Origin of the sequence: Marinobacter sediminum (assembly GCF_016820575.1) — a bacterium.
Lineage (GTDB): Bacteria > Pseudomonadota > Gammaproteobacteria > Pseudomonadales > Oleiphilaceae > Marinobacter > Marinobacter sediminum.
This window is the reverse complement of the sequence record NZ_JAEMQH010000001.1, coordinates 964,264-984,923: the sequence shown is the minus strand read 5'-3', so window position 1 is coordinate 984,923 and position 20,660 is coordinate 964,264. Positions and strand designations below refer to the sequence as shown.

Genomic DNA, 20,660 nt, shown 5'->3' with positions numbered 1-20,660 from the left:
ATAGAAGAAGCGGTTCGGGTTCAGCCCGCCGCCTGATCAAGATGTTCGCCGACCAGTGCCATCAGGCGATCGGCAATCCGTTGTTTGCTATCCGGCCCGATGGAGGCCTGCCCGTCTGGCCAGAACACCGTCACCGCATTGTTGTCACTGTTGAAACCGAGCCCCGGCACCGACACGTCGTTGGCGACAATCATCCGGAGTTTCTTGCGCTGCATCTTGTCGATGGCGTACCGGGCCACGTCGGTGGTTTCGGCGGCGAAGCCCACGGTAAAGGGCGCATCGGCCCGGGCGGCAATGGTGGCCAAGGTGTCCGGGTTACGCACCAGCGACAGCGCCATCTGCTCGCTGGATTTCTTGATCTTGTCGGACTCGCAGCTCTGTGGCCGGTAATCGGCCACCGCCGCACTGGCGATAAACAGGTCACAGCCGGCGTCTACCGCTGCTGATGACGCCTGCAGCATGTCCGCTGCGGTCGTCACATTGCGCACCTCGACACCGGAAGGCGCAGGGATAGCAACCGGACCGCTGATAAGCACCACCTCCGCACCGGCATCCCGGGCGGCCGCGGCCAGGGCGTAGCCCATCTTTCCGGAACTGTGGTTGCTGATGTAGCGCACCGGATCAATCGGCTCTCGAGTCGGCCCGGCGGTAATCACCACCCGCTTGCCCGTCAGCGTACCGGTGGACGGCTGACCGGCGACCAATCCGGCCAGCACCAGCGGCTCCAGCATTCGACCCGGACCGGTATCGCCACAGGCCTGCTCACCCTGGTCCGGCCCCCACAGCGTGATCTGCGGGTCGTCCTGCAATAACCGCAGGTTGCGCTGGGTGCGGTGATTACCCCACATGGCCTGATTCATGGCCGGAGCAACGGCGATCGGCGCTTCGGTGGCGCAGCACAGCGTGGTCAGCAGATCATCGGCCATGCCATTGGCCAAGCGAGCGATAAAATCCGCCGAGGCCGGTGCGATAACCACCTGATCCGCCCATTTCGCCAACTCAATGTGCCCCATGCCAGCTTCGGCCTCCGGATCCAGCAACGAGGTCCGTACCGGCTCGCCACTGAGGGCCTGGAAGGTCAGCGGAGTGATAAAGGCCTCGGCACCGCGGGTCATGACTACCCTTACGCTGTGGCCGGCCTTTTTCAGCAGACGAACCAGCTCCGCGCTCTTATAGGCAGCAATGCCGCCGGTAATGCCCAGCAGAATTCGTTTGGCGGCCATAGGGGCTCCGTATCCTCGTAAAAATAAAGGCTTATAAGATAGCATGCTCAGGCGCCACAGACAGCCTGCAAGAGTGGCCGGACGTTTACCGATTGTTACTTTTTAAAGTAACCTTTGTAATCTCGAATCAAGGCTGACGCAGGATGCGTCTGGAGCCTCCAAAAACCTGCAAGGAAAGCCTATGAATACCCCCTCCTGGCGCCCGGACGAGCGCCCCCGGGAACGGTTGCTCGCCCACGGCGCCAACAGCCTGTCAGATGCCGAACTTCTGGCCATTTTCCTGCGCACCGGCACCACCGGCATGCCGGTGATGACCATGGCGCGCACTCTGATCAACCGGTTTGGCAGTCTGCGCGGCCTGATGACCGCCTCCCGCAGCCAATTCTGCGACACCAAGGGACTGGGTACCGCCAAATACGCCCAGGTCCAGGCTGCCATGGAAATGGCCCGGCGGGTGATGGATGAACCGCTGCGCCAGGGTGACCCACTGCGCTCGCCAGAAGACACCCGGCGATTCCTGACCAGCCGGCTCGGCACCTACCCCCACGAAGTGTTCGCCGGACTGTTTCTCGACAACCGGCACCGGGTCATTCAGTACCGGGAGCTGTTCCGTGGCACCATCGACGGTGCCGCAGTGTACCCTCGCGAGGTAGTGCGCCAGGCTCTGGAGGACAATGCCGCCGCCGTTATCTTTGCCCACAACCACCCGTCCGGGGTGGCCGAACCGAGCGAGGCGGACGTGGCCCTGACCCGGCGCTTGAAAGAAGCACTGACTCTGGTCGATATCAGGGTTCTTGACCATATGGTTGTCGGCCACGGTGAGGTAGTATCGCTCGCTGAACGGGGACTGATGTGATTGCCCGAACCATTGCGCCGGAAAACTGGCCAAATTCCCAACAATTTTTTGCGTTGGGGGGCGAGTTCTGGTATAAAAGCGTCCCTTTCTGGCGGCGTCTGGCGAGCAGCGTTCAGTTTAGAGGCGCGAAACAGGGGCGTTAGCGTTCCTTAGCAACCAGAGACGCACTAAAAACGAATTTGTACTATAGAGACCATTGCTCAGGTCGGAGGCAAGTATGTCCAGAGTTTGTCAGGTTACCGGTAAGCGTCCGGTATCCGGTAATAACGTTTCCCACGCGATGAACCACACTCGTCGTCGTTTTCTGCCGAATCTGCAGAACCACCGTTTCTGGGTTGAGTCCGAGAAGCGTTTCGTGAAGCTGCGCGTATCCACCAAGGGCATGCGCATCATCGACAAAAAAGGCATTGACGCTGTGCTGGCAGATCTTCGTGCCCGCGGCGAGAAATTTTAAGGAGCCGCATCATGCGCGAGAAAATCAAGCTGGTATCATCAGCAGGCACTGGTCACTTCTACACGACCAAAAAGAACAAGCGTAACACTCCGGAAAAAATCGAGATCAAAAAGTACGATCCGGTTGTCCGCAAGCACGTTGCGTACAAGGAAGCCAAGATCAAGTAATAACTGATCCGGCATCCACAAAAAAACCCGGCCACGCGCCGGGTTTTTTTGTGCCTGAACTCTTAGATCTGAACCAAAACTAGAAAGTCTCCAGATACCCTTTCGGCAGCGCCACATCCATAGCGATAGGCAGATGGTCCGAAACCGGGTAACTCACCACTTCTGACCTGCGGATTTCCAACGACGGGCTCACCAGAATATGATCCAGCGCCTTTTCCGGCCGCCAGCTCGGGAAACTGTGCGCCGACTCCGGGAGCGGGATCAGATCAGTTTCCTTTAACGGGGTCTGGGTCAGCAACTCTTCGGCATGGTTATTCATATCCCCCATCAGCACGACATGCTGGTAGTCGGCAATCAGTTCGCGAATGTAGCCAAGCTGGCGCTGCTGCGCCGCCTTACTGAGCGACAGGTGCATCAGCACCAACACCAGCGGATCGTCCTCAGAGCCGTAGCGGGCAATGATGGCGCCACGCCCCGGAATCAGACCGGGTAGTTTGTGCTCGGTGACATCCAGCGGCCGAAAACGACTGAGCAAGCCATTGCTGTGCTGGGCGATTTGCCCGAGATTCCGGTTCAGCTGCTGGTACCAGTAGGGAATACCCGCCGCTTCGGCCAGATACTGAACCTGATTGATGTAACCACTGCGCAGGCTGCCGCCGTCGCACTCCTGCAACGCGACCACGTCGTAGTTAGCGATCAGATGGGCAATGCGGTCCAGGGTCTGAATCCGATTACGGTGAGGCAGAAAGTGCTGCCAGCTGCGGGTCAGATAGTGCCGATAGGATGAGGTATTGATGCCAACCTGGATATTGAAGGTCAGCAACCGGATGTGCCGGTGGGGCTCAAACTCCGGCACATGCTCAAAGCCCGAGCACGTACTGCGAGGCGTTTCAGCCGTTTTCGCCGTCCCGCTGAACTGCTTACGGATTCGCTTGTACATGCTGCCAGCCCCACTCTTCTCTCGAAAGTTTCGCACTATCGAAGGTTTCGCACTCTCGAAGATTCCGCGACCCCAAGCCGCGGACGGCCCCTTACTCGGCTTCACGCTCCTTGGCGACCAGGTAGTCGACAACGTCCAGGGCTGCCTCGTGACTGCCGGCCATGGAAGCGCTCACTTTGTATTTGCCATTTACCAGCATAGTTGGAACACCGGTGATGCGCGCTCCCCGAATTTTCGCCTGGGCTTGCTGCATCCGGGCGTTCACACCAAAGCTCTGGTAGTTCTTCAGGAACGCCTCACCATCGACACCATGGCCGGCCACGAAGTCCGCCAGTGCCTCCGGAGTGTTCAGCTGACGGCGCTCACCCGCCAAGGCCTCAAACAGGGCGTCATGCACCTTGTGCAGCTCACCCATGGCATCAAGCGCGTAGTAAGCGCGGGCGTGGGGCTCCCAGGAACGACCAAGGGCGGCCGGCAACATCACGAACTCGACATCGTCGGCCATGCCTTCTTCCCAGGCCTCAACCACCGGCTTGAAGTTGTAGCAGTGCGGGCAGCCATACCAAAACACCTCAGCCACTTCGATCTTGCCGTTGTCGTCCGTGCGAACCGGCGTATCCAGTTTCTGATAGTGAGTTCCCTCTTCCCAGGTTTCGGCACTGGCCGGGGCACCAAAGGCAAACATCGCAGCCAGGAAAGTTGCCGCTCCAAGTGTTCTGATCATTAGACATCTCCGATATCGTGAAGTCGTAAGTGTGAGGGATTATGACCCAGCCAGCGGAAAAAGTTCCACAGACAGAGTAAATCACCGGGTTACAGAGCCGTAAGCAATAAAAAACCCCGCCTGGGGCGGGGTCTTTGGAGTCTCGGCTAGACCCTGATTAATCAGTACAGGTCAATCAGTGCAGGCCAGAGACGTAGTTGGCAACCGCCTCGATTTCGGCGTCAGTCAGCTTGGCCGCCACGTCCATCATGATGGCCGCGTTGGAGCCAGTCGCCCGCTCGCCGCTGCGGTAAGCCTTCAGCTGCTTGCTGATGTACTCGGCGTTCTGGCCACTCAGGCGGGGGTAGCCACCGGGCTCGTTGCCCTTGCCCTGCGGGCTATGACAGCCGGCACAGGCTGGCACACCGGAGGCCATGTTGCCACCACGGTACAAAGCCGCGCCCTGCTCAATCAGATCCGGGTTGGCCTGGCTCAGGGGCATTTCCTGGTCGTCGAAGTAAGCGGCCAGATCCTGCAACTCCTGCTCGGACTTGCCGTCCAGGATACCAGTCATTTCAGCAATCGCACGATCGCCGGACTGAATCGCTACCAGCTGATTGTACAGGTACTTTTCACCCAGACCGGACAGCTTGGGATAGCTTCCCATGATCGGCTTCTGGCCGGCCTGGCCATGACATCCGGCGCATACCGCTGCGTTCTCTTCGCCCGCTTGAGGATCTCCTGCCCCGTGCGCCATCGCTGTGAGGCTTACACCGAGAACAACTCCTGCGATCAGTTTTTTCATGCTCGCTCCGCTTCTCTCATCTTAAAGGTATTCTTCGTTGTGCAGCCGGCAGGCACTGACCAATCAGGCGCAAAACCGGGACTGACAGCGGTCGCGCTCAGCGCGCCGCCCGGATTTGGTGTAGCATTATACATTAATCCCTGATAACTGAAATCCAAAGGAAAGCCAACCGCTGTGGACCCTGATCTGACCCCGAACTCCGTCTCTTTCAACAGTGCCCGCTTCTTGATCAGCGCCTCCCGGCTGGACGAATGCCCACCGGATTTTGGTGCCGAAGTGGCCTTCGCCGGCCGCTCGAACGCCGGCAAGTCCAGCGCACTCAATGCGATCACCGCCCATGGCAAGCTGGCCCGAACCAGTAAAACACCGGGCCGCACCCGGTTGATCAACTTCTTCACCTTGAACCGCGAGGGCTGCCGCCTGGTGGACCTGCCCGGCTATGGCTATGCCAAGGTGTCCCGGGATCTGAAGGACGACTGGCAAAAACACCTGGGCCACTACCTGAACGACCGCCGCTGCCTACGCGGCCTGGTGCTGGTGATGGACATCCGCCACCCGCTGACCGAATTCGACCAAATGATGGTGGAATGGTGCGAACATAACAACCTTCCGCTGATGATTCTGGCCACCAAGGCCGACAAACTGAAATTCGGCCAAGCAAAAACCGCCATGATGGGCATCGCCAAAGACCTGAAGCCGTTCAGCTGCGTGCATCACCTGATCATGTTTTCAGCGACATCGAAAAGGGGTGTGGATGAGTGTCGGGAGGCACTGACGAACTGGCTGGAGGCACCGGCCGACGATTGAGTCGCCAGCCCGTTAAGCAGGCATCAGCCGCTTTACAGCGTGCCGCCGCACTCGATCCGGTAGCCCAGATCAATACAGGTTTCGCCCTGGGGCTGACCGGACAGTCGCGCCAGCAATTCCTGGGCCGCCCGCTGTCCCACCGCTTCCCGCGGGGTTATGACACTGGCAAGGCGCGGCACCATCACCTGCCCGACATCGTGACCGTGGAATCCGGCAATGGCGATGCCCTGTGGCACCGCAATACCCTGACGCTGACATTCGAAATAGGCACCGATGGCGACGTCGTCGTTGGTGCAGAAGATGGCATCGGTGTTGGGATTGTCAGCCAGAATGCGCTTTAACAGCGTGGCCCCGACGCTGAACGACGACCGCTGTTCGCTACGCAGGGTCACCGGCGTCAAACCGGCTTCAGTCATGGCCATGACATAACCCTCCTGCCGTTGCAGGGTTCGGGCATCCAGACGCACCGCCAGGTAGACAATGGCAGTTCGGCCCCGGCGAATCATTTCCCGCACCATGTCGTAAGCAGCCTGGACGTTATCAAAGCCGACAGCCTGCTCAAATGGCCGGGTGTGGGTGTCCATGATCTCGACCGTGGGTACGCCGGCGGTTTCAAGCATCCGGAAGGTTCGATCGGTGTGCTGGCTCTCGGACAGGATCACACCGTCAACGTTGTAGGACAGCAGCGACGCCAGGCTGCGCTCCTCAATCTCCGGACTATAGCCGTAGTGGGCCAGCATCAGATGGTAGCCGGCCTGTTCGGTGACCGACTCAACCCCCTTGATGACGTCAGCGAATACCTGGTTAGTCAGCGAAGGCAGCAGCACCCCGACGGCGTGACTCTTGGATTTGGACAACAGGTCCGGTGCCCGGTTCGGGATGTAACCGAGCGCCTCGGCTTCGGCAAAGATGCGCTCTCGCATCTTCTCGGACACGTTGTCGCCACCGCGCAGGCAGCGACTGACCGTCATCTTGGTGGTGCCAACCCGGTCGGCAATGTCCTGCAACGTCGGACGTTTGTTCTTACCCATGCATGATTCCTGCAACGACAGAGAGGCGGCTAAAGCTGAGGCGAGCAGACGCCCGTGCGGGCACCGGCTTCAGCCCCTGGCATCTTCCCCGGTTGCGGCCAGTGCCGCAAGGCACTGGCGCACCAGGCTCTCCGGACGACCGGTGACATCGAGGGTTACGGCGCCCTCGTCCAGCTCGGGCTCCTGCAATAGCTGGAACTGGCTCTCGAGCATGGCCTGACCATTGAAGTAATGGTCCTGGCGCCGCGACAGCCTCGTCCAGATGGTCTGGAAGTCGCCCTGAAGATAGACGATGCGCAGCTCCGGGTTTTCGGACCGCAAGCGCTCGCGATAGGCCCGTTTCAGTGCCGAGCAGGCCAGCACCAGACCGGACTCCTGTTGCCGGATCAGCTCCGCAAGGTCGGTCAGCCAGCCGGCCCGATCGTCATCGGTCAGCGGGATGCCACTGGCCATCTTCTCAACATTGGCGCGGCTGTGGTAGCTGTCGGCGTCGAAGAAGGGAACCGCCAGCTCCTGCGCCAGCAGACTCCCGACCAGACTCTTGCCGCAGCCCGACACTCCCATGATGACCAGTTTCGGTACGCTCGCCATCATTGCCACCACAGTGCCAGTTGCGGGAAGGCAATCAACAGCCCCAGCGCGACAATCTGAAGCACGATGAACGGCAGCAGTGACTGGAAGATCTCACCCAGGGAGATGTCTTTCGGCGCCACCGTTTTCAGATAGAACGCGGCCGGTCCGAATGGCGGCGACAGGAAGGACACCTGCATGTTCATGCAGAACACCACCCCGAACCAGATCGGGCTGTACCCCAGCTCGACCACAATCGGCACGAAAATCGGCATGGTCAGCAAGGCCACACCCACCCAGTCCAGGAACATGCCCAGCACCAGCAAGATCAGCATCATGAACAGGATGGTTAGCAGTGCATCGCCGCCACTGACCGCAAACACCATGTCCCGGACAAAGTCGATGCCGCCCATCAGGTTGTAGACACCCACCAGTGCGGTGGCACCGATACCGATCCAGATGATCATGCCACACACCCGCAGGGTGCTGATGGTGGCTTTGCGGATCATGTCCAGCGACAGCTCGCCGCGCACCCAGGTGCTGAGCGCAATACCGATCACACCCAGGGCCGAAGCCTCGGTCACCGAGGCGACGCCACCATAAATGCTTCCGAGCACCACCACGACCGACAGGATGGGAAACAGCAGGGCCTTGAAGAAATTGGGCGCCGGCGTGTCCGGCTGATCCTGATCGGACGGCAGCGGCGCCATCTCGGGCTTGAGCCAGACTCGGATCAGCACATAGCCCATGTACAGCAGGGCCAGTAACAGCGCTGGTAAAAAGGCACCTTTGAACAGGTCACCGATGGAAACGTTGGCGGTCAGGCCATAGATGATCAGCACGATACTCGGGGGCAGCATGGTGCCCAAGGCACCGCCGGCACAGGTGGTACCAATGGCCAACTTGCGGTCGTAGCCCAGGCGCAGCATCTGGGGCAGCGCCAGGATGCCCAGCAGCACGGTTTCGCCGCCAATCACCCCGGACATGGAAGCCAGGATAACCGCCACCACCAGAGTCTGTATGGCAACACCACCGCGCAGACGACGACCCAAGCGGGCCATGGCGTCAAACAGGTCCCGGGCGATACCGGAATGATCCAGCAGCGACGCCATCAACACGAACATCGGCACCGCCAGGAACACATAATTGCCAATAAAGCTGTACAGCCGGCTACTGACAATCGGCAATGCGTCCGGGCCAAACCAGCCCAGCGCGAACAGCAGAGCCACCAGACCGGTGGCAAACGCCAGCTGCATTCCCGTCAACAACAACAGGATCAGCAACCCCAGCATCAGCAGGCTGCCGTAGCCAATGCCCACGGAAGCAAGTTCAAACATTGCGCTCTCCCTTGTCGTCCGAGGTCTGGTTGGGCGCAGCCTTGTTACGCAGGTCGCGAATCAGGTGCAGCAGGAATTGCAGCGTGAGAATGACCACGGCAACGAAAATGATGACCTTCAGCAACGCAGGGAATGGCGGATTCCAGGCTGAGCCGGAGGTCTCCAGCCGCCAGCCGCCCCAGGGCGCGACGACTGCCGACTGGGCCATGAACCAGCTGGCGTAGAGCAGCAGACTGCTGAACAACAACCCCAGAAGATGGTGCACAACCCGGAGCCAACGCTGGACGGCCGGCGACACCGAATCGTACACCAGCACAATGCGCACGTGCTTGTCCGTCGCCAGCGCGTACAACCCGCCCAGCACGAACAACGTGGCACCGGCAAAGGTGACGGTCTCGTGCACCCACAGGGTGGGCGAGTTGAACAGGTAGCGGCGGACGATTTCGTACAGGGACACCACAGCGATAAGGGCAAAGACCAGACTCAACTTTTTGCCCAACCACACGATGGCGCGATCCAGCGGCGTAAAGCCAACATCCTCTGGGGGCTCCGGCACCAGATCACCTGGCGCCTGCCCTGTTGGTTCATGTTCAGCAGACATTAGAAACTCCCGACTCCGGCCCCTTAATACGGGGCCGGAGGGTATCGGTAGGGGACGGAATCAGATCAGAGCAGGCCTTGCGACTCGAGGTAGGCTGTCACTGACTTGTAGACCTTCTCGGCGTTGGGGGACTGCTCGGCGTACGCCTTCCACTGATCGCGGGCGATGGTGCGGAACTTCCGGCGTTCCTCGGCTGACCAGTCGTGGACGGTAATCTCCGGGTTGGCGCGTGCTTCCATGACCGCCGTCTTGTCCGCCATCGCTAGCTGGGTACTGATGTCCTGGGCGAAATCCCTTGCCGACACCGTCATGATGGTCTGGATGTCTTCCGGCAGCTTTTCCCAGGCCTTGAGGCCCATAGCGATTTCGATCAGCGGCAGGGAGTGGAAGCCCGGATACACCGGGTGCGCGGCAATTTCGTGCAGGCCGGCGTTGTGGTTGGTGGAGAACACCGTGTAGTCGGCGGCGTCGATCACACCCTTGCCCAGTGCGGTGTAAACCTCAGAGCCCGGCAGATTGACCGGTGCGGCACCGGCAGCGGCAAACACCGACTGCACCAGACCTTCAGGGGCGCGCATTTTCAGACCCTTGAGGTCTTCAACGCTGTTCAGCGGCTTCTTGGAGACGAACGACTCCAGGCCGGTACCACCACCGCCAACAAACTTCACACCGTACGGACGGTAGAGTTCGTTCATCAGCTCGTAGCCGCCGCCATGGTTGATGTAATCGATCAGCTGGTCGGGGCTGGACCAGGCACCCACGGTATTACCGATCAGGCCAAAGGCCGGGTCCTGGCCGGAGAAGTAACCGGTGACTGAGATGTGGCCATCGAGCACGCCCATTTTCATGGCACCGAGGGTTTCGGTGTGACTGACCACACTGCCAACCGGCAGCAGATCAATGCTGACCCGTCCACCTGACATTTTTTCCACCCGGTCGGCCCACTCCTGCTGGATTTCAAAGTTCTTGACGCCGGACGGGTCTGACGACTGGAACTTGACATTAAAATCGGCGGCAGCGGCGTGAAGCGCGAAAGTGGCCGAAATCAGGCCAGCGGCAAGTCTTTTGGTAAACATACGTGGGACTCCTGGTTGTTTTTGTTTCGGCAAATGTTACCGGTAACATTTGTGAGTTTAGTGAAAACAAAAAGTGCTGACAAGCTTAGGCAGGCGTCAGAAACGGGGAAAAAACATAAAAAAACCGGTCTGCCAGAGACAGACCGGTGAAACGTCAGGGTTTGCGACGTGCTAAAACCTGAGAACTCACTCAGGAGACGCAAGAAATGTCCGGATTTCCTACGTCCACTCGTTATGATGGCTAGCGTTCATGAAAGTTCCCTGATGCGGTTACTTTTTGAACACATTTAGCGGCTGGCCACCCGGCTCAGCTCAGGTGCCGCCTCCTCCTGATCCGACAGCGTTGGCCGGTACTGCTCCCGAAGCTCCAGCACACGGTCCCGATAGGCCGGCGTGAGGTATGGCAGCTCCAGGGTCAGCACCTGGTAGATGCCCTGTTTGAGCTCGTTCAGGGTCAGATTGGCGTAGGTTTCCTCGGCGTGCGCGGTTTTCAGGAACGCCATCCAGTTAGTCACCACCAGCCACACGTTCAACGACATGGCAGCGCGCAAAGCCTCCGGCTGCGCCTCGATGATGCCAGCCTCCGCCAGCCGTTCGAAAATGCGATTGATGGCCGTGAGGCAGCGCTGAGTGAACTCCCGGTAGTCCTGGCGCAGGCGCTGATCACTGTCCAGCAGGTATTCCAGATCGCGGTGAAAGAACCGGTAACTCCACAGGCCATCGAACACCGACTCCAGGTAGAAAGTCATGTCGGCGAGCGTCATTGCCCGGTCTTCGGGGATATCCAGGTAGAAATCCACCAGCTTTTCGTACTCGAGGAAGATCTCGTAAATGATGTCCGACTTGTTGCGGAAGTGGTAATACAGATTACCCGGCGAAATCGCCAGGTGCGCCGCTATATGATTGGTAGTGACGTTACGCTCGCCCCGTTCGTTAAACAGCTCCAGACTTGAGAGCAGAATCTTGTCTCTTGTTTTCATAAACTTGCCGGCGGTTGTTAGGTGCCTTGAGGATGGCCCGATAGGCCACCGTACCCTGCTTGACTCCCTAGAGTATATACTCTAATAATACCGCTAAGCGCAAATTGCGCACTTTTTCACCACCACAAAACCGCACACTACCGGCCCGATACGCCGACTGTGCGAGGGGAGCAGAGTATGGGAGCCACGGTCGTTCAGCTTACCGAAAGTAAAAAGCAGATCCAGCACACCCACCGGGTTTTTCAGGATCAAAAGCAGGCGTTTCGTAGCAACCCCATGCCCTCGCTCACTGAGCGCAAGGAAAACCTGAAGCGCCTGAAGCGCACGCTGCTGACGAATCAAGAGCGCCTGCTCGAGGCCATTGACCGGGATTTCAGCTGCCGGTCCCGGGACGAATCATTGATTGCCGAGGTGATGCCGTCTATCCAGGGCATCAACTACACCCTGAAGCATCTGGGCGAATGGATGAAGCCATCGAAACGGCACGTATCGGTGCTGTTCCAGCCCGCCAGCAACAAAGTGCACTTCCAGCCCAAGGGCGTGGTCGGGGTTATCGTGCCCTGGAACTACCCGTTGTACCTGGCGGTGGGACCACTGGTGGCGTCACTGGCGGCCGGCAACCGCACCATGATCAAGATGTCCGAGTTCACCCCGCACACCTCGGCGCTGGTCAAGGAAATTATTGAAGCCACCTTCCCGGAAGAGCTGGTTTCTGTCATTACCGGCGAGGCCGATGTCGCCGCCGACTTCTCCGCCCGCCCCTTCGATCACCTGCTGTTCACAGGCTCGACCTCGGTTGGCAAGCTGGTGATGCGGGCGGCGGCTGAGAACCTCACCCCGGTTACGCTGGAACTGGGCGGTAAGTCCCCGGCCATTGTCGCGCCCGACGTGCCGATGGAAGACGCCGCTCAGCGTATCGCCTTCGGCAAGGCCCTGAACGCCGGCCAGACCTGCGTTGCCCCGGATTATGTGCTGTGTCCTGCTGACCGGGTCCAGGCCTTCGTGGACGAGTTCCGCACCCGCTTCTCCGACATGTACCCCAGCCTACGTGACAACGACGACTACACCGCCATCATCAACGAGCGCCAGTACGACCGCCTTCAAGGCTACCTGGAAGACGCCCGCGCCAAGGGTGCCGAGTTGATCGAAATCAACCCGGCCCGGGAAAACCTGGGCGATGGGACCCGGAAAATTCCGCTGACCCTGATCCTGAACACCACACCGGACATGAAAGTGATGCAGGACGAGATTTTCGGCCCGCTGCTGCCGGTGGTCAGTTACAGCGGCCTGGACGAGGCCCTGCACTACATCAATGATCGGCCCCGGCCGCTGGCCCTGTATTTCTTCGGCTACGACAAGAGCCAGCAGCAGCATGTGGTGGACAACACCCACTCCGGCGGCATGTGCATCAACGATGCGCTCATGCATGTGGCCCAGGATGATCTGCCATTCGGCGGTGTCGGCGACTCCGGCATGGGCCATTACCATGGCAAGGAAGGCTTCCTGACCTTCTCCCACCACCGGGCTATTTTTGCCAAACAGAAGTTCAACAGCGGCAAATTTGTGTACGCACCGCACGGTACCGCTGCCCACAAGATGATATACAAACTCTTCATCCGCTGAGACTTGGCGTGGGGGCAAGCAATGCCCCCGCCATCCATAACCATCCCAAGCCACCCGGGACAATAACAAGAAGGGAAATCGCCATGCTTGACCCGTCCGCCGCTCGATCAGGCGACACCGAATTTGCCCGGCTTGATCGCCGCAGCTTTCTGAGAAGCGGACTGGGCGGCACCCTGTTTCTCGCCACGGTCAGCACCACCGCCGGGCTGAGCGGCTGCGCAACAGCGCCGGCCGGTCGGCTGGACGCCATCGACACCCGCATGGACACCAGCTACCAGTTCCGGTTCCTGACCCGGGACGATATCGACTTGTTCGAGGCCTTGCTGCCTGCCATGTTTGGCCCGGCCCTGCCGGAACAACCTCAGGCGCGGCGTCTGGCCGTTGCCGGCACCATTGAGCGTATCGATGCCGGCATAGACAACTTCGGCCCGGCTAATCAACAGGAACTGCGTCGGCTGTTCGACCTGCTGACCTTTGGCTTCACCCGGGTGACCATCGCCCGTGTCTGGTCCCGCTGGCCCAACGTCAGCACCGCCGACGCCAACGCCTTTCTGGAGCGCTGGCGCACCAGCGGTATCGGCCTGTTCAACAATGGCTACATTGCCCTGACCAAGATCAGCAACGTCGCCTTCTATGGCGGCCGTGACCAGTGGCATCTGTCGGGCTACCCGGGGCCACCCCAGTGGGCTGTTGACGCCCTACCCCAATTCAAGACTGCCTGATTCCACGCTCAGTAACGGAGCTATCCATGTCGTTAACCGATCGCATTGCCCGGGGCCTGGAAGCAGGCTGGCAAGTAACCGATGCCACCACCCTGACCGACCACCAGACCCACGAAGCCGATGTGGTCATCGTCGGGACTGGCGCCGGCGGTGGCACTACCGCTGAAATCCTGGCCAAGAGCGGACTGTCCGTGATCCTGGTAGAAGAAGGGCGGCTGTACTACCAGAAAGACTTCACCATGGATGAGCACAGCGCTTACGCCAGCCTGTATCAGGAGGGCATGAGCCGGACTACCCGGGACGGCGCCATCGCCATTCTTCAGGGCCGCTGCGTGGGTGGCTCGACCACGGTGAACTGGACCTCCAGCTTTCGCACCCCGGATCAAACCCTGACTTACTGGGCCGACAATTTCGGCCTGGACAACCTTAGCCCCGAGGCCATGGCACCCTGGTTTGATGGCCGGGAACAGCGTCACACCATGGCGCCCTGGCCGACACCCCCTAACGTCAACAACGACATCCTGCGTCAGGGCTGCGAACAGCTCGGTTACAGCTGGCAGACCATTCCCCGGAATGTGAAAGGATGCTGGAACCTGGGCTACTGCGGCGTGGGCTGCCCCACCAATGCCAAGCAGGGCGCGCTGATGACTACCATTCCCGGTGCCCTCGATCATCAGGCTCGACTGTTTCACGGACTTCGGGCAGAACGCCTGATCATGAACCAGGACCGTATTGATCACCTGCAAGCGAGCGCCATGGCCGCGGACGGCATTACTCCGTCCGGTGTCACGGTGACCCTGAAAGCCCGCCACTTTGTGGTTGCCGCCAGCGCCATCGGCTCTCCGGGCCTGCTGTTACGCTCGGACATTCCGGATCCCCACGCCCGTGTTGGCAAGCGCTCGTTCATCCATCCGGTAAACGCCACCATTGCCCAGATGCCGGAGAAAGTGGATCCGTTTTACGGTGCGCCCCAGTCGATTTATTCCGATGAGTTCAACTTCAAGAATGGCGTGGATGGACCAGCCGGCTTCAAACTGGAGGTTCCGCCACTGCATCCGGGCATGTCGGCGGGCGTGATTCCGGGCCACGGGCCGGAACAGATTGACGCCATGGCGGGCCTGCCCTGGACTCAGTCTATCATCGCCCTGATGCGCGACGGTTTCCATCCCGACAGCCCCGGGGGCACGGTGACCCTGCGCGACGACGGCTCGCCGGTTCTGGACTACCCGATCACCGATTACCTCTGGCAGGGGCTAAGACAGGCCTACCTGACCATGGCGGAGATTCAATTTGCCGCCGGCGCAAGCAAGGTCCGGCTGGTGCATCTGGACTCGGACTGGTACACCAGCTGGGGCGAAGCCCGGGCTGCCATCAACAGCATTGCCATGGAACCGCACCGGGTACGGTTGTTTACCGCCCACCAGATGGGCGGCTGCAGCATGGGCCAGGATCCCCGATCTTCGGTGGTGAATGGCTTCGGCGAGCACCATCAGGTCAGCAACCTGAGCGTACACGATGCCTCGGTGTTCCCGACCAGCATTGGGGCCAACCCACAGCTGTCGATCTATGCCCTGGCAGCACGAAACAGCGCACGGCTGGCCGCAAAACTAACGAGCTGATTGCCTGCCATTTTGGGATGACCGGCAAGCTGGTATTCTAAGGCCTCACGAATTAAGGAGCTGTGCATGCCGAAAGTCATCTACCCAGGCACCTTCGATCCGATTACCAATGGTCATACCGACCTGATCGAGCGTGCCGGTCGCATGTTCGACCACATCGTGGTTGCCGTCGCCTACAACCCCAAGAAACAGCCACTGCTGAACCTGGAAGAGCGCTGTGATCTGGTCCGTCAGGCCACCGCCCACATTCCTAACGTCACCGTCACCGGCTTCAGCAACCTGCTTGCGGATTTTGTCCGGGACCAGGGAGCGACGGTCATCCTGCGTGGACTGCGGGCGGTGTCCGACTTCGAGTATGAATTCCAGCTGGCAGACATGAACCGGAGGTTGGCGCCGGAAGTGGAGAGCGTATTCCTGACCCCGGCGAACCACCTGTCGTACATTTCCTCGACCCTGATCCGGGAGATTGCTTCCCTGGGTGGCGATGTCTCGGAATTTGTCGATCCCGCCGTTGAGGCGGCTATGAAGCAGAAGTTCAAATCGGCCTGAGGTAACGGTGGCGTGGTCGACCAGGCCCTGGCCGGGGCCCGGTCACGCTGAACGTTGCTCAAAGCAACGGGGGTAGCGGAATTTCCATGCCGTTCACGTCTACCATCAAATCCTTCATCACCGCCTTCATCACCAGCTGATCACCGTCTTTGATCAGCAGGCCCTGCTTGATCATCGGCGCCAGCTGCATGCGCACGCTCGGGTAATTCTCCGCCAATGCTGATGGCACGCTCAGCTGCATGTCGCCGGTCAGTCGCTGCATCACCATCAACATGCCCGCACGCTCGTCGGCGCTGAGCTCCGGATGACGAACGGTGACATTACCGGTGACCACGCCCTCTGGGGTGCTTAGGCTCAGCTGAGGCATACCCACCGAAAATCCGGCCGAGGCCAGCTCCCGCAGGGCCAAATTGATCTGCTGCATGGCCGCCATTTGCTGCTGCGGCTCCGCTGGCGCCGAGGTTCCGTTTTGCAGCATCACTGTTTGCAGATCGGACATGCCCTGGGTCAGGGAACTCCAGCTAGCCAGATCCAGATTTTCCAGAGCGAATTCAACCCGGTGGGGGCCGTAGCCCTGGCCGCCACGAATGATCTCCTCCAGTTCCAGAGTAACCCGGGAATCCAGGCGGGTTTGCTCTGGGTTGGTCTCGGTGCTGCTGGACAGACTGAAGTCCCGGAACTCCACCGGCGGTTCAGCCCGATGGACCACCGTCATTGACCCAATCTCAAGCTCACCGGCACCGGTCCAGACGTCCGCCATCAGGTGATTCAGAGTTTGCTCCATATGGATGTCGGCCATACGGATATCGATTTCAGGGCCAGACAGGCTGAGTGTCGGCCATACCATCAGTGCGTCGGCCTGGGAGCCAGTATCGCTAATCTCGATACGCGCCAGACCACCGCTGGTGTTCAGGGTTTCGCCAGTGACCTCGTTGGTCATGGTCATCACCGGTGCCTCAAGCTCCAGCGTGGCACTTCCCCACAGGCGGGTTTCCAGGGTCAGCTTCGGTTTGGCTTCAGGAAACCACTCACGCCCTTCCGGCGACCAGCCGTTCACCGGCTCGAAATCAAGCAGGCTGCCGGTAACACCGTGGGTCACATTGGCCCTGTACTCGACCTGGTGCGACTCGCCAGTCTCCGGATTCTGCACCACCAGGGCCCCGGTCAGCTCCGAGCCGAGCACCCCGCGACGATAGGCGCCGGTTTCCATCTTCAGGAACGACTGGGCACGATTGATCTCCTCGGTCGCCTGCTGCCACTGCTGCTCCGTAACAAAGCCGACAACCCAGGGCATGGCCCCAGCTACCGCCAGCACGGCAACGCCGGTGATTATCCATTTTTTCTGCAAGACCTGTCTCCGCCTCAGGATTTACCGGTTAGTCGCTCAAGCAACACCAGTTGAGATGCCAGCCGCTCTTCGCCTTCGGCCGGTTGTTTCTGCACGTAACTGCCATCGGACAGCAACGCCCAGGACTGACAATTGTCTGCCAGGTAGGTATCCAGATCCTCACGCATTCGAGCCACCAGCGCCGGATCCTCAATCGGGAACGCCACTTCCACCCGGCTGAGCAGATTGCGCTCCATGCCATCGGCACTGGAACAATAGACATCCGGACTCCGGTTGTTGCCGAAGTAATAGACCCGAGTATGCTCCAGGAATCGGCCAATGATGGAGCGTACCCGGATGTTGTCCGACAGCCCCGGTACTTCGGGCCGCAGGCAACAGATGCCCCGGATAATCAGGTCGATCTTTACCCCCGCCTGGGACGCCCGGTACAGCGCCTTGATCAACTGCGGTTCGGTCAGAGCGTTGAATTTCATGATGATACGCCCCTTTTTGCCAAAGCCAGCTTCGCGCTCAATCAGGCTCATCAGGCGAGAATGCAAAGTAAACGGAGCGTGGAATAGCTTCTTGATCTTCAACGCCTTGCCCATGCCGGTCAGCTGCTGGAACAGCTTGTTGACGTCATCACTAATGGAATCGTCGCAGGTCATGAAGCTGTAGTCAGTGTACAGGCGGGCGTTCCCGGCGTGGTAGTTGCCCGTACCCAGATGCACGTAGCGCCGCAGCTTGCCCTCCTCCCGGCGTACGATGAGGATCATCTTGGCGTGGGTTTTGTAGCCAACCACCCCGTACACCACGATGACACCCGCCTCCTGGAGCCGGCTCGCCAGCTCCAGGTTTTCGGCCTCGCTGAACCGGGCCCGCAGCTCGATCACCGCCGTCACTTCCTTGCCGCGCCGGGCCGCATCCGCCAGCGCTTCGACGATTTCAGAATCTGCCCCAGTGCGGTACAGGGTCTGGCGGATCGCCAGCACCTGGGGGTCCTTGGCAGCCTGGCGCAGCAGATCCACGACCGGGCTGAAATTCTCATAGGGGTGCAGCAACAGGATCGGCTGTTTGCGGATACTGTCGAACATCGAATCCTTGCTGCGGATCGGCTTCGGAATCGACGGTGAGAAACCGGAATAGGTCAGGTCCGGACGATCCACCAGACCACCCACCGCCATCAGTCGGGTCAGGTTAACCGGGCCGTGAACCTGGTACAGGTCCCGCGCGGTCAGGCCAAATTCGGTCAACAGGAACTGGGTCAGTTCATCCGGGCAGTTGTCTGCCACTTCCAGCCGGACGCCATCGCCAAATCGACGGCTCAGCAGCTCGCCTCTGAGCGCCGACGCCAGGTCGTCCAGATCGTCCTCGAGCTCAAGGTCGGCATTCCTGGTCAGGCGGAACTGATAGCAGCCCTTCACTCCCATGCCCGGGAACAGCTCGTCGGCATGGGCGTGGATCATCGATGACAGAAACACCAGGTTCTCGCCACCGCCGCACACGTCGTCCGGCAGGCGCACCAGGCGCGGCAGCGATCGCGGGGCCGGCACGATGGCCATGCCGGTTTCCCGGCCAAAGGCGTCCTTACCATCGAGTTCAACGATGAAGTTCAGACTCTTGTTGACCAGGCGTGGAAACGGGTGAGATGGGTCCAGCCCGATGGGGCTGACCACCGGCAGAATCTCTTCTTCGAAGTAAGTACGCACCCACTCGGCCTGGGCCGGCGTCCACTCGCGCCGACGGACAAAGTGGATGTTCTGCTGCTCCATTTCCGGGATCAGCACGTTGTTGAGGATGTCGTACTGCTCGTGGATATACTCGTGGGCAACCCGGCTGATCTCGGCCAGCGCCTGCTCCGGCATCATGCCGTCCATGCCCACGGTTTCCCGGCCATACTTCATCTGCTGACGCAGACCGGCGACCCGGATCTCGAAGAACTCGTCCATATTGCTGCTGAAAATGCAGCAGAAAATCAGCCGGTTGATCAGCGGGTGAGTGGTATCCAGCGCCTGCTTGAGGACCCGGTAATTGAACTGCAGCTGACTGATTTCCCGATTAAAGTAGTTCTCGCTGGCGTCCAGATTGAGGCTCTCACCAAGCGCCGGCATATCCACCGGGGCCGGCACATTCTGGTCGGGGTCAGCCTTGAGCTTCTTGGCGGTTTCCGTAGTCATAGTCCCTCAATTCGAGTTTGTGGCGTGAGCGGCGGACACCGGCCACGCGATCATGTCGTCCGTGATTCTAGCGTCCCGGCTGGTTCATCAGGCGCGCCGCGCGCACTGCAAAATAGGTCAAGATGCCATCGGCGCCGGCCCGGCGCATGGCCATCAGGCTTTCCATCATCACTGCGTCACCATCGAGCCAGCCGTTCTCGGCCGCCGCCATGTGCATGGCGTATTCACCACTGACCTGATACACAAAAGTAGGCACCTGCAACTCGGTCTTCACCCGGTGCACAATATCCAGGTACGGCATGCCCGGCTTGATCATCACCATGTCCGCGCCTTCGGCCAGATCCAGGGCCACTTCGTGCAGCGCCTCATCGGAATTGGCGGGATCCATCTGGTAGGTCGATTTGTCGGCCTTGCCCAGATTAGTGGCGGAGCCGACGGCATCCCGGAACGGACCGTAATAGCTGGAGGCATACTTGGCAGAATAGGCCAGGATTCGGGTATTCACATGCCCGGCCGTCTCCAGCGCCTCCCGAATGGCGGCTACGCGCCCGTCCATCATATCCGACGGCGCCACCACATCCGCGCCGGCATCGGCATGGGACAAGGCCTGATTCACCAGGGCTTCCACGGTAACGTCGTTCAGCACGTAGCCGGCCTGATCGATGATGCCGTCCTGGCCGTGGGTGGTGAACGGGTCGAGTGCGACATCGGTAATGACGCCCAGCTCGGGCTGCGCTTGTTTCAGCGCCCGCACGGCACGCTGGGCCAGGCCATCCGGGTCCCAGGCACCTGAACCGGACAGGTTTTTCTGGTCCGCCGCCACCACCGGAAACAGCGCCACCGCCGGGATACCCAGCTCGACCAGCTCTGCAGCCTGCTCAACCAGCAGATCAACACTCAGACGCTCTACCCCCGGCATCGACGGCACAGCTTCGCGCTGGCCTTCGCCCTCCAGGACAAACACCGGGTAAATCAGATTGTCCGGCGTCAACTGGTTCTCCCGCACCAATCGACGGGAAAAACTACTGGCGCGGTTGCGACGCAGACGCGTGGCGGGAAAGGCACGGGGAGTCGGACTCGGCACGGATAACCT

At 60.1% G+C, this 20,660-nt stretch carries 21 protein-coding genes; 8 read left to right on the top strand and 13 right to left on the bottom strand.

Annotated elements, in window-relative coordinates; all coding sequences use genetic code 11:
* Nucleotides 1-20 precede the first annotated feature (20 nt).
* Nucleotides 21-1,223, bottom strand: a complete 1,203-nt coding sequence (gene coaBC, locus FGO67_RS04360) for a bifunctional phosphopantothenoylcysteine decarboxylase/phosphopantothenate--cysteine ligase CoaBC (RefSeq protein ID WP_203299473.1) — start codon at nt 1,221-1,223, stop codon at nt 21-23.
* Between the two features lie 181 nt (nt 1,224-1,404).
* Here coaBC and radC point away from each other — a divergent pair, with 181 nt between their 5' ends.
* The 3 genes from radC to rpmG all read left to right on the top strand — a co-directional run bounded on the left by radC (nt 1,405) and on the right by rpmG (nt 2,700).
* Nucleotides 1,405-2,079, top strand: coding sequence for a RadC family protein (gene radC, locus FGO67_RS04355; protein ID WP_203299472.1), 675 nt, complete (start codon nt 1,405-1,407; stop codon nt 2,077-2,079).
* A 217-nt stretch (nt 2,080-2,296) separates the two neighbouring features.
* Nucleotides 2,297-2,533, top strand: a complete 237-nt coding sequence (rpmB, locus tag FGO67_RS04350) for a 50S ribosomal protein L28 (RefSeq protein WP_008173462.1) — start codon at nt 2,297-2,299, stop codon at nt 2,531-2,533.
* Between the two features lie 11 nt (nt 2,534-2,544).
* On the top strand, nt 2,545-2,700 hold the full coding sequence (gene rpmG, locus FGO67_RS04345) for a 50S ribosomal protein L33 (protein ID WP_008173465.1): 156 nt from the start codon (nt 2,545-2,547) through the stop codon (nt 2,698-2,700).
* A gap of 79 nt (nt 2,701-2,779) precedes the next feature.
* Here rpmG and FGO67_RS04340 read toward each other — a convergent pair whose 3' ends face one another.
* From FGO67_RS04340 to FGO67_RS04330, 3 genes are all read right to left on the bottom strand, one after another.
* Nucleotides 2,780-3,640: an endonuclease/exonuclease/phosphatase family protein gene (locus FGO67_RS04340; protein ID WP_203299471.1), complete on the bottom strand. Its 861-nt coding sequence runs from the start codon at nt 3,638-3,640 to the stop codon at nt 2,780-2,782.
* A gap of 91 nt (nt 3,641-3,731) precedes the next feature.
* Nucleotides 3,732-4,364 (bottom strand): thiol:disulfide interchange protein DsbA/DsbL, encoded by a 633-nt coding sequence (locus tag FGO67_RS04335; RefSeq protein WP_203299470.1) that lies wholly within the window; start codon nt 4,362-4,364, stop codon nt 3,732-3,734.
* 175 nt (nt 4,365-4,539) lie between these two features.
* Nucleotides 4,540-5,148 (bottom strand): c-type cytochrome, encoded by a 609-nt coding sequence (locus tag FGO67_RS04330; RefSeq protein ID WP_203299469.1) that lies wholly within the window; start codon nt 5,146-5,148, stop codon nt 4,540-4,542.
* A 174-nt stretch (nt 5,149-5,322) separates the two neighbouring features.
* On the opposite strand from FGO67_RS04330, the gene yihA reads away from it, so the two are divergent.
* The gene (yihA, locus tag FGO67_RS04325) at nt 5,323-5,955 is read left to right on the top strand and encodes a ribosome biogenesis GTP-binding protein YihA/YsxC (protein WP_041340125.1); all 633 of its coding nucleotides are present in this window, start codon (nt 5,323-5,325) and stop codon (nt 5,953-5,955) included.
* 32 nt (nt 5,956-5,987) lie between these two features.
* Here the strand turns inward: yihA and FGO67_RS04320 are convergent, their stop codons facing one another.
* The 6 genes from FGO67_RS04320 to FGO67_RS04295 all read right to left on the bottom strand — a co-directional run bounded on the left by FGO67_RS04320 (nt 5,988) and on the right by FGO67_RS04295 (nt 11,550).
* Nucleotides 5,988-6,986, bottom strand: coding sequence for a substrate-binding domain-containing protein (locus tag FGO67_RS04320; protein WP_203299468.1), 999 nt, complete (start codon nt 6,984-6,986; stop codon nt 5,988-5,990).
* A 69-nt stretch (nt 6,987-7,055) separates the two neighbouring features.
* Nucleotides 7,056-7,577, bottom strand: a complete 522-nt coding sequence (locus FGO67_RS04315; RefSeq protein WP_238942161.1) for a gluconokinase — start codon at nt 7,575-7,577, stop codon at nt 7,056-7,058.
* Nucleotides 7,577-8,893, bottom strand: coding sequence for a TRAP transporter large permease (locus tag FGO67_RS04310; protein WP_203299467.1), 1,317 nt, complete (start codon nt 8,891-8,893; stop codon nt 7,577-7,579). Before FGO67_RS04310 ends, FGO67_RS04315 begins: the two co-directional genes overlap by 1 nt.
* Complete coding sequence (locus tag FGO67_RS04305) at nt 8,886-9,494, bottom strand: TRAP transporter small permease subunit (RefSeq protein ID WP_203299466.1); 609 nt, start codon at nt 9,492-9,494, stop codon at nt 8,886-8,888. The genes FGO67_RS04310 and FGO67_RS04305 overlap by 8 nt, the downstream gene beginning before the upstream one ends.
* A 65-nt stretch (nt 9,495-9,559) precedes the next feature.
* Nucleotides 9,560-10,570 carry a TRAP transporter substrate-binding protein gene (locus tag FGO67_RS04300; RefSeq protein WP_203299465.1) on the bottom strand — a complete coding sequence of 337 codons (1,011 nt, stop codon included), beginning with the start codon at nt 10,568-10,570 and terminating at the stop codon, nt 9,560-9,562.
* 287 nt (nt 10,571-10,857) lie between these two features.
* A complete protein-coding gene (locus FGO67_RS04295; RefSeq protein WP_203299464.1) occupies nt 10,858-11,550 on the bottom strand; it encodes a TetR/AcrR family transcriptional regulator in 693 nt (230 codons plus the stop codon).
* Between the two features lie 177 nt (nt 11,551-11,727).
* Here FGO67_RS04295 and FGO67_RS04290 point away from each other — a divergent pair, with 177 nt between their 5' ends.
* From FGO67_RS04290 to coaD, 4 genes are all read left to right on the top strand, one after another.
* Nucleotides 11,728-13,173, top strand: coding sequence for a coniferyl aldehyde dehydrogenase (locus FGO67_RS04290; protein ID WP_203299463.1), 1,446 nt, complete (start codon nt 11,728-11,730; stop codon nt 13,171-13,173).
* Nucleotides 13,174-13,256: 83 nt separating this feature from the next.
* The gene (locus FGO67_RS04285; protein ID WP_203299462.1) at nt 13,257-13,895 is read left to right on the top strand and encodes a hypothetical protein; all 639 of its coding nucleotides are present in this window, start codon (nt 13,257-13,259) and stop codon (nt 13,893-13,895) included.
* A gap of 26 nt (nt 13,896-13,921) precedes the next feature.
* Nucleotides 13,922-15,514, top strand: coding sequence for a GMC family oxidoreductase (locus tag FGO67_RS04280; RefSeq protein ID WP_203299461.1), 1,593 nt, complete (start codon nt 13,922-13,924; stop codon nt 15,512-15,514).
* 66 nt (nt 15,515-15,580) lie between these two features.
* Nucleotides 15,581-16,063, top strand: a complete 483-nt coding sequence (gene coaD, locus FGO67_RS04275) for a pantetheine-phosphate adenylyltransferase (protein WP_203299460.1) — start codon at nt 15,581-15,583, stop codon at nt 16,061-16,063.
* Nucleotides 16,064-16,121: 58 nt separating this feature from the next.
* Here the strand turns inward: coaD and FGO67_RS04270 are convergent, their stop codons facing one another.
* From FGO67_RS04270 to hemB, 3 genes are all read right to left on the bottom strand, one after another.
* Nucleotides 16,122-17,411 (bottom strand): DUF945 family protein, encoded by a 1,290-nt coding sequence (locus FGO67_RS04270; RefSeq protein WP_203299459.1) that lies wholly within the window; start codon nt 17,409-17,411, stop codon nt 16,122-16,124.
* Between the two features lie 14 nt (nt 17,412-17,425).
* Nucleotides 17,426-19,567 carry a polyphosphate kinase 1 gene (gene ppk1, locus FGO67_RS04265; protein ID WP_203299458.1) on the bottom strand — a complete coding sequence of 714 codons (2,142 nt, stop codon included), beginning with the start codon at nt 19,565-19,567 and terminating at the stop codon, nt 17,426-17,428.
* A gap of 67 nt (nt 19,568-19,634) precedes the next feature.
* A complete protein-coding gene (gene hemB, locus FGO67_RS04260; RefSeq protein WP_203299457.1) occupies nt 19,635-20,651 on the bottom strand; it encodes a porphobilinogen synthase in 1,017 nt (338 codons plus the stop codon).
* Nucleotides 20,652-20,660 lie beyond the last annotated feature (9 nt).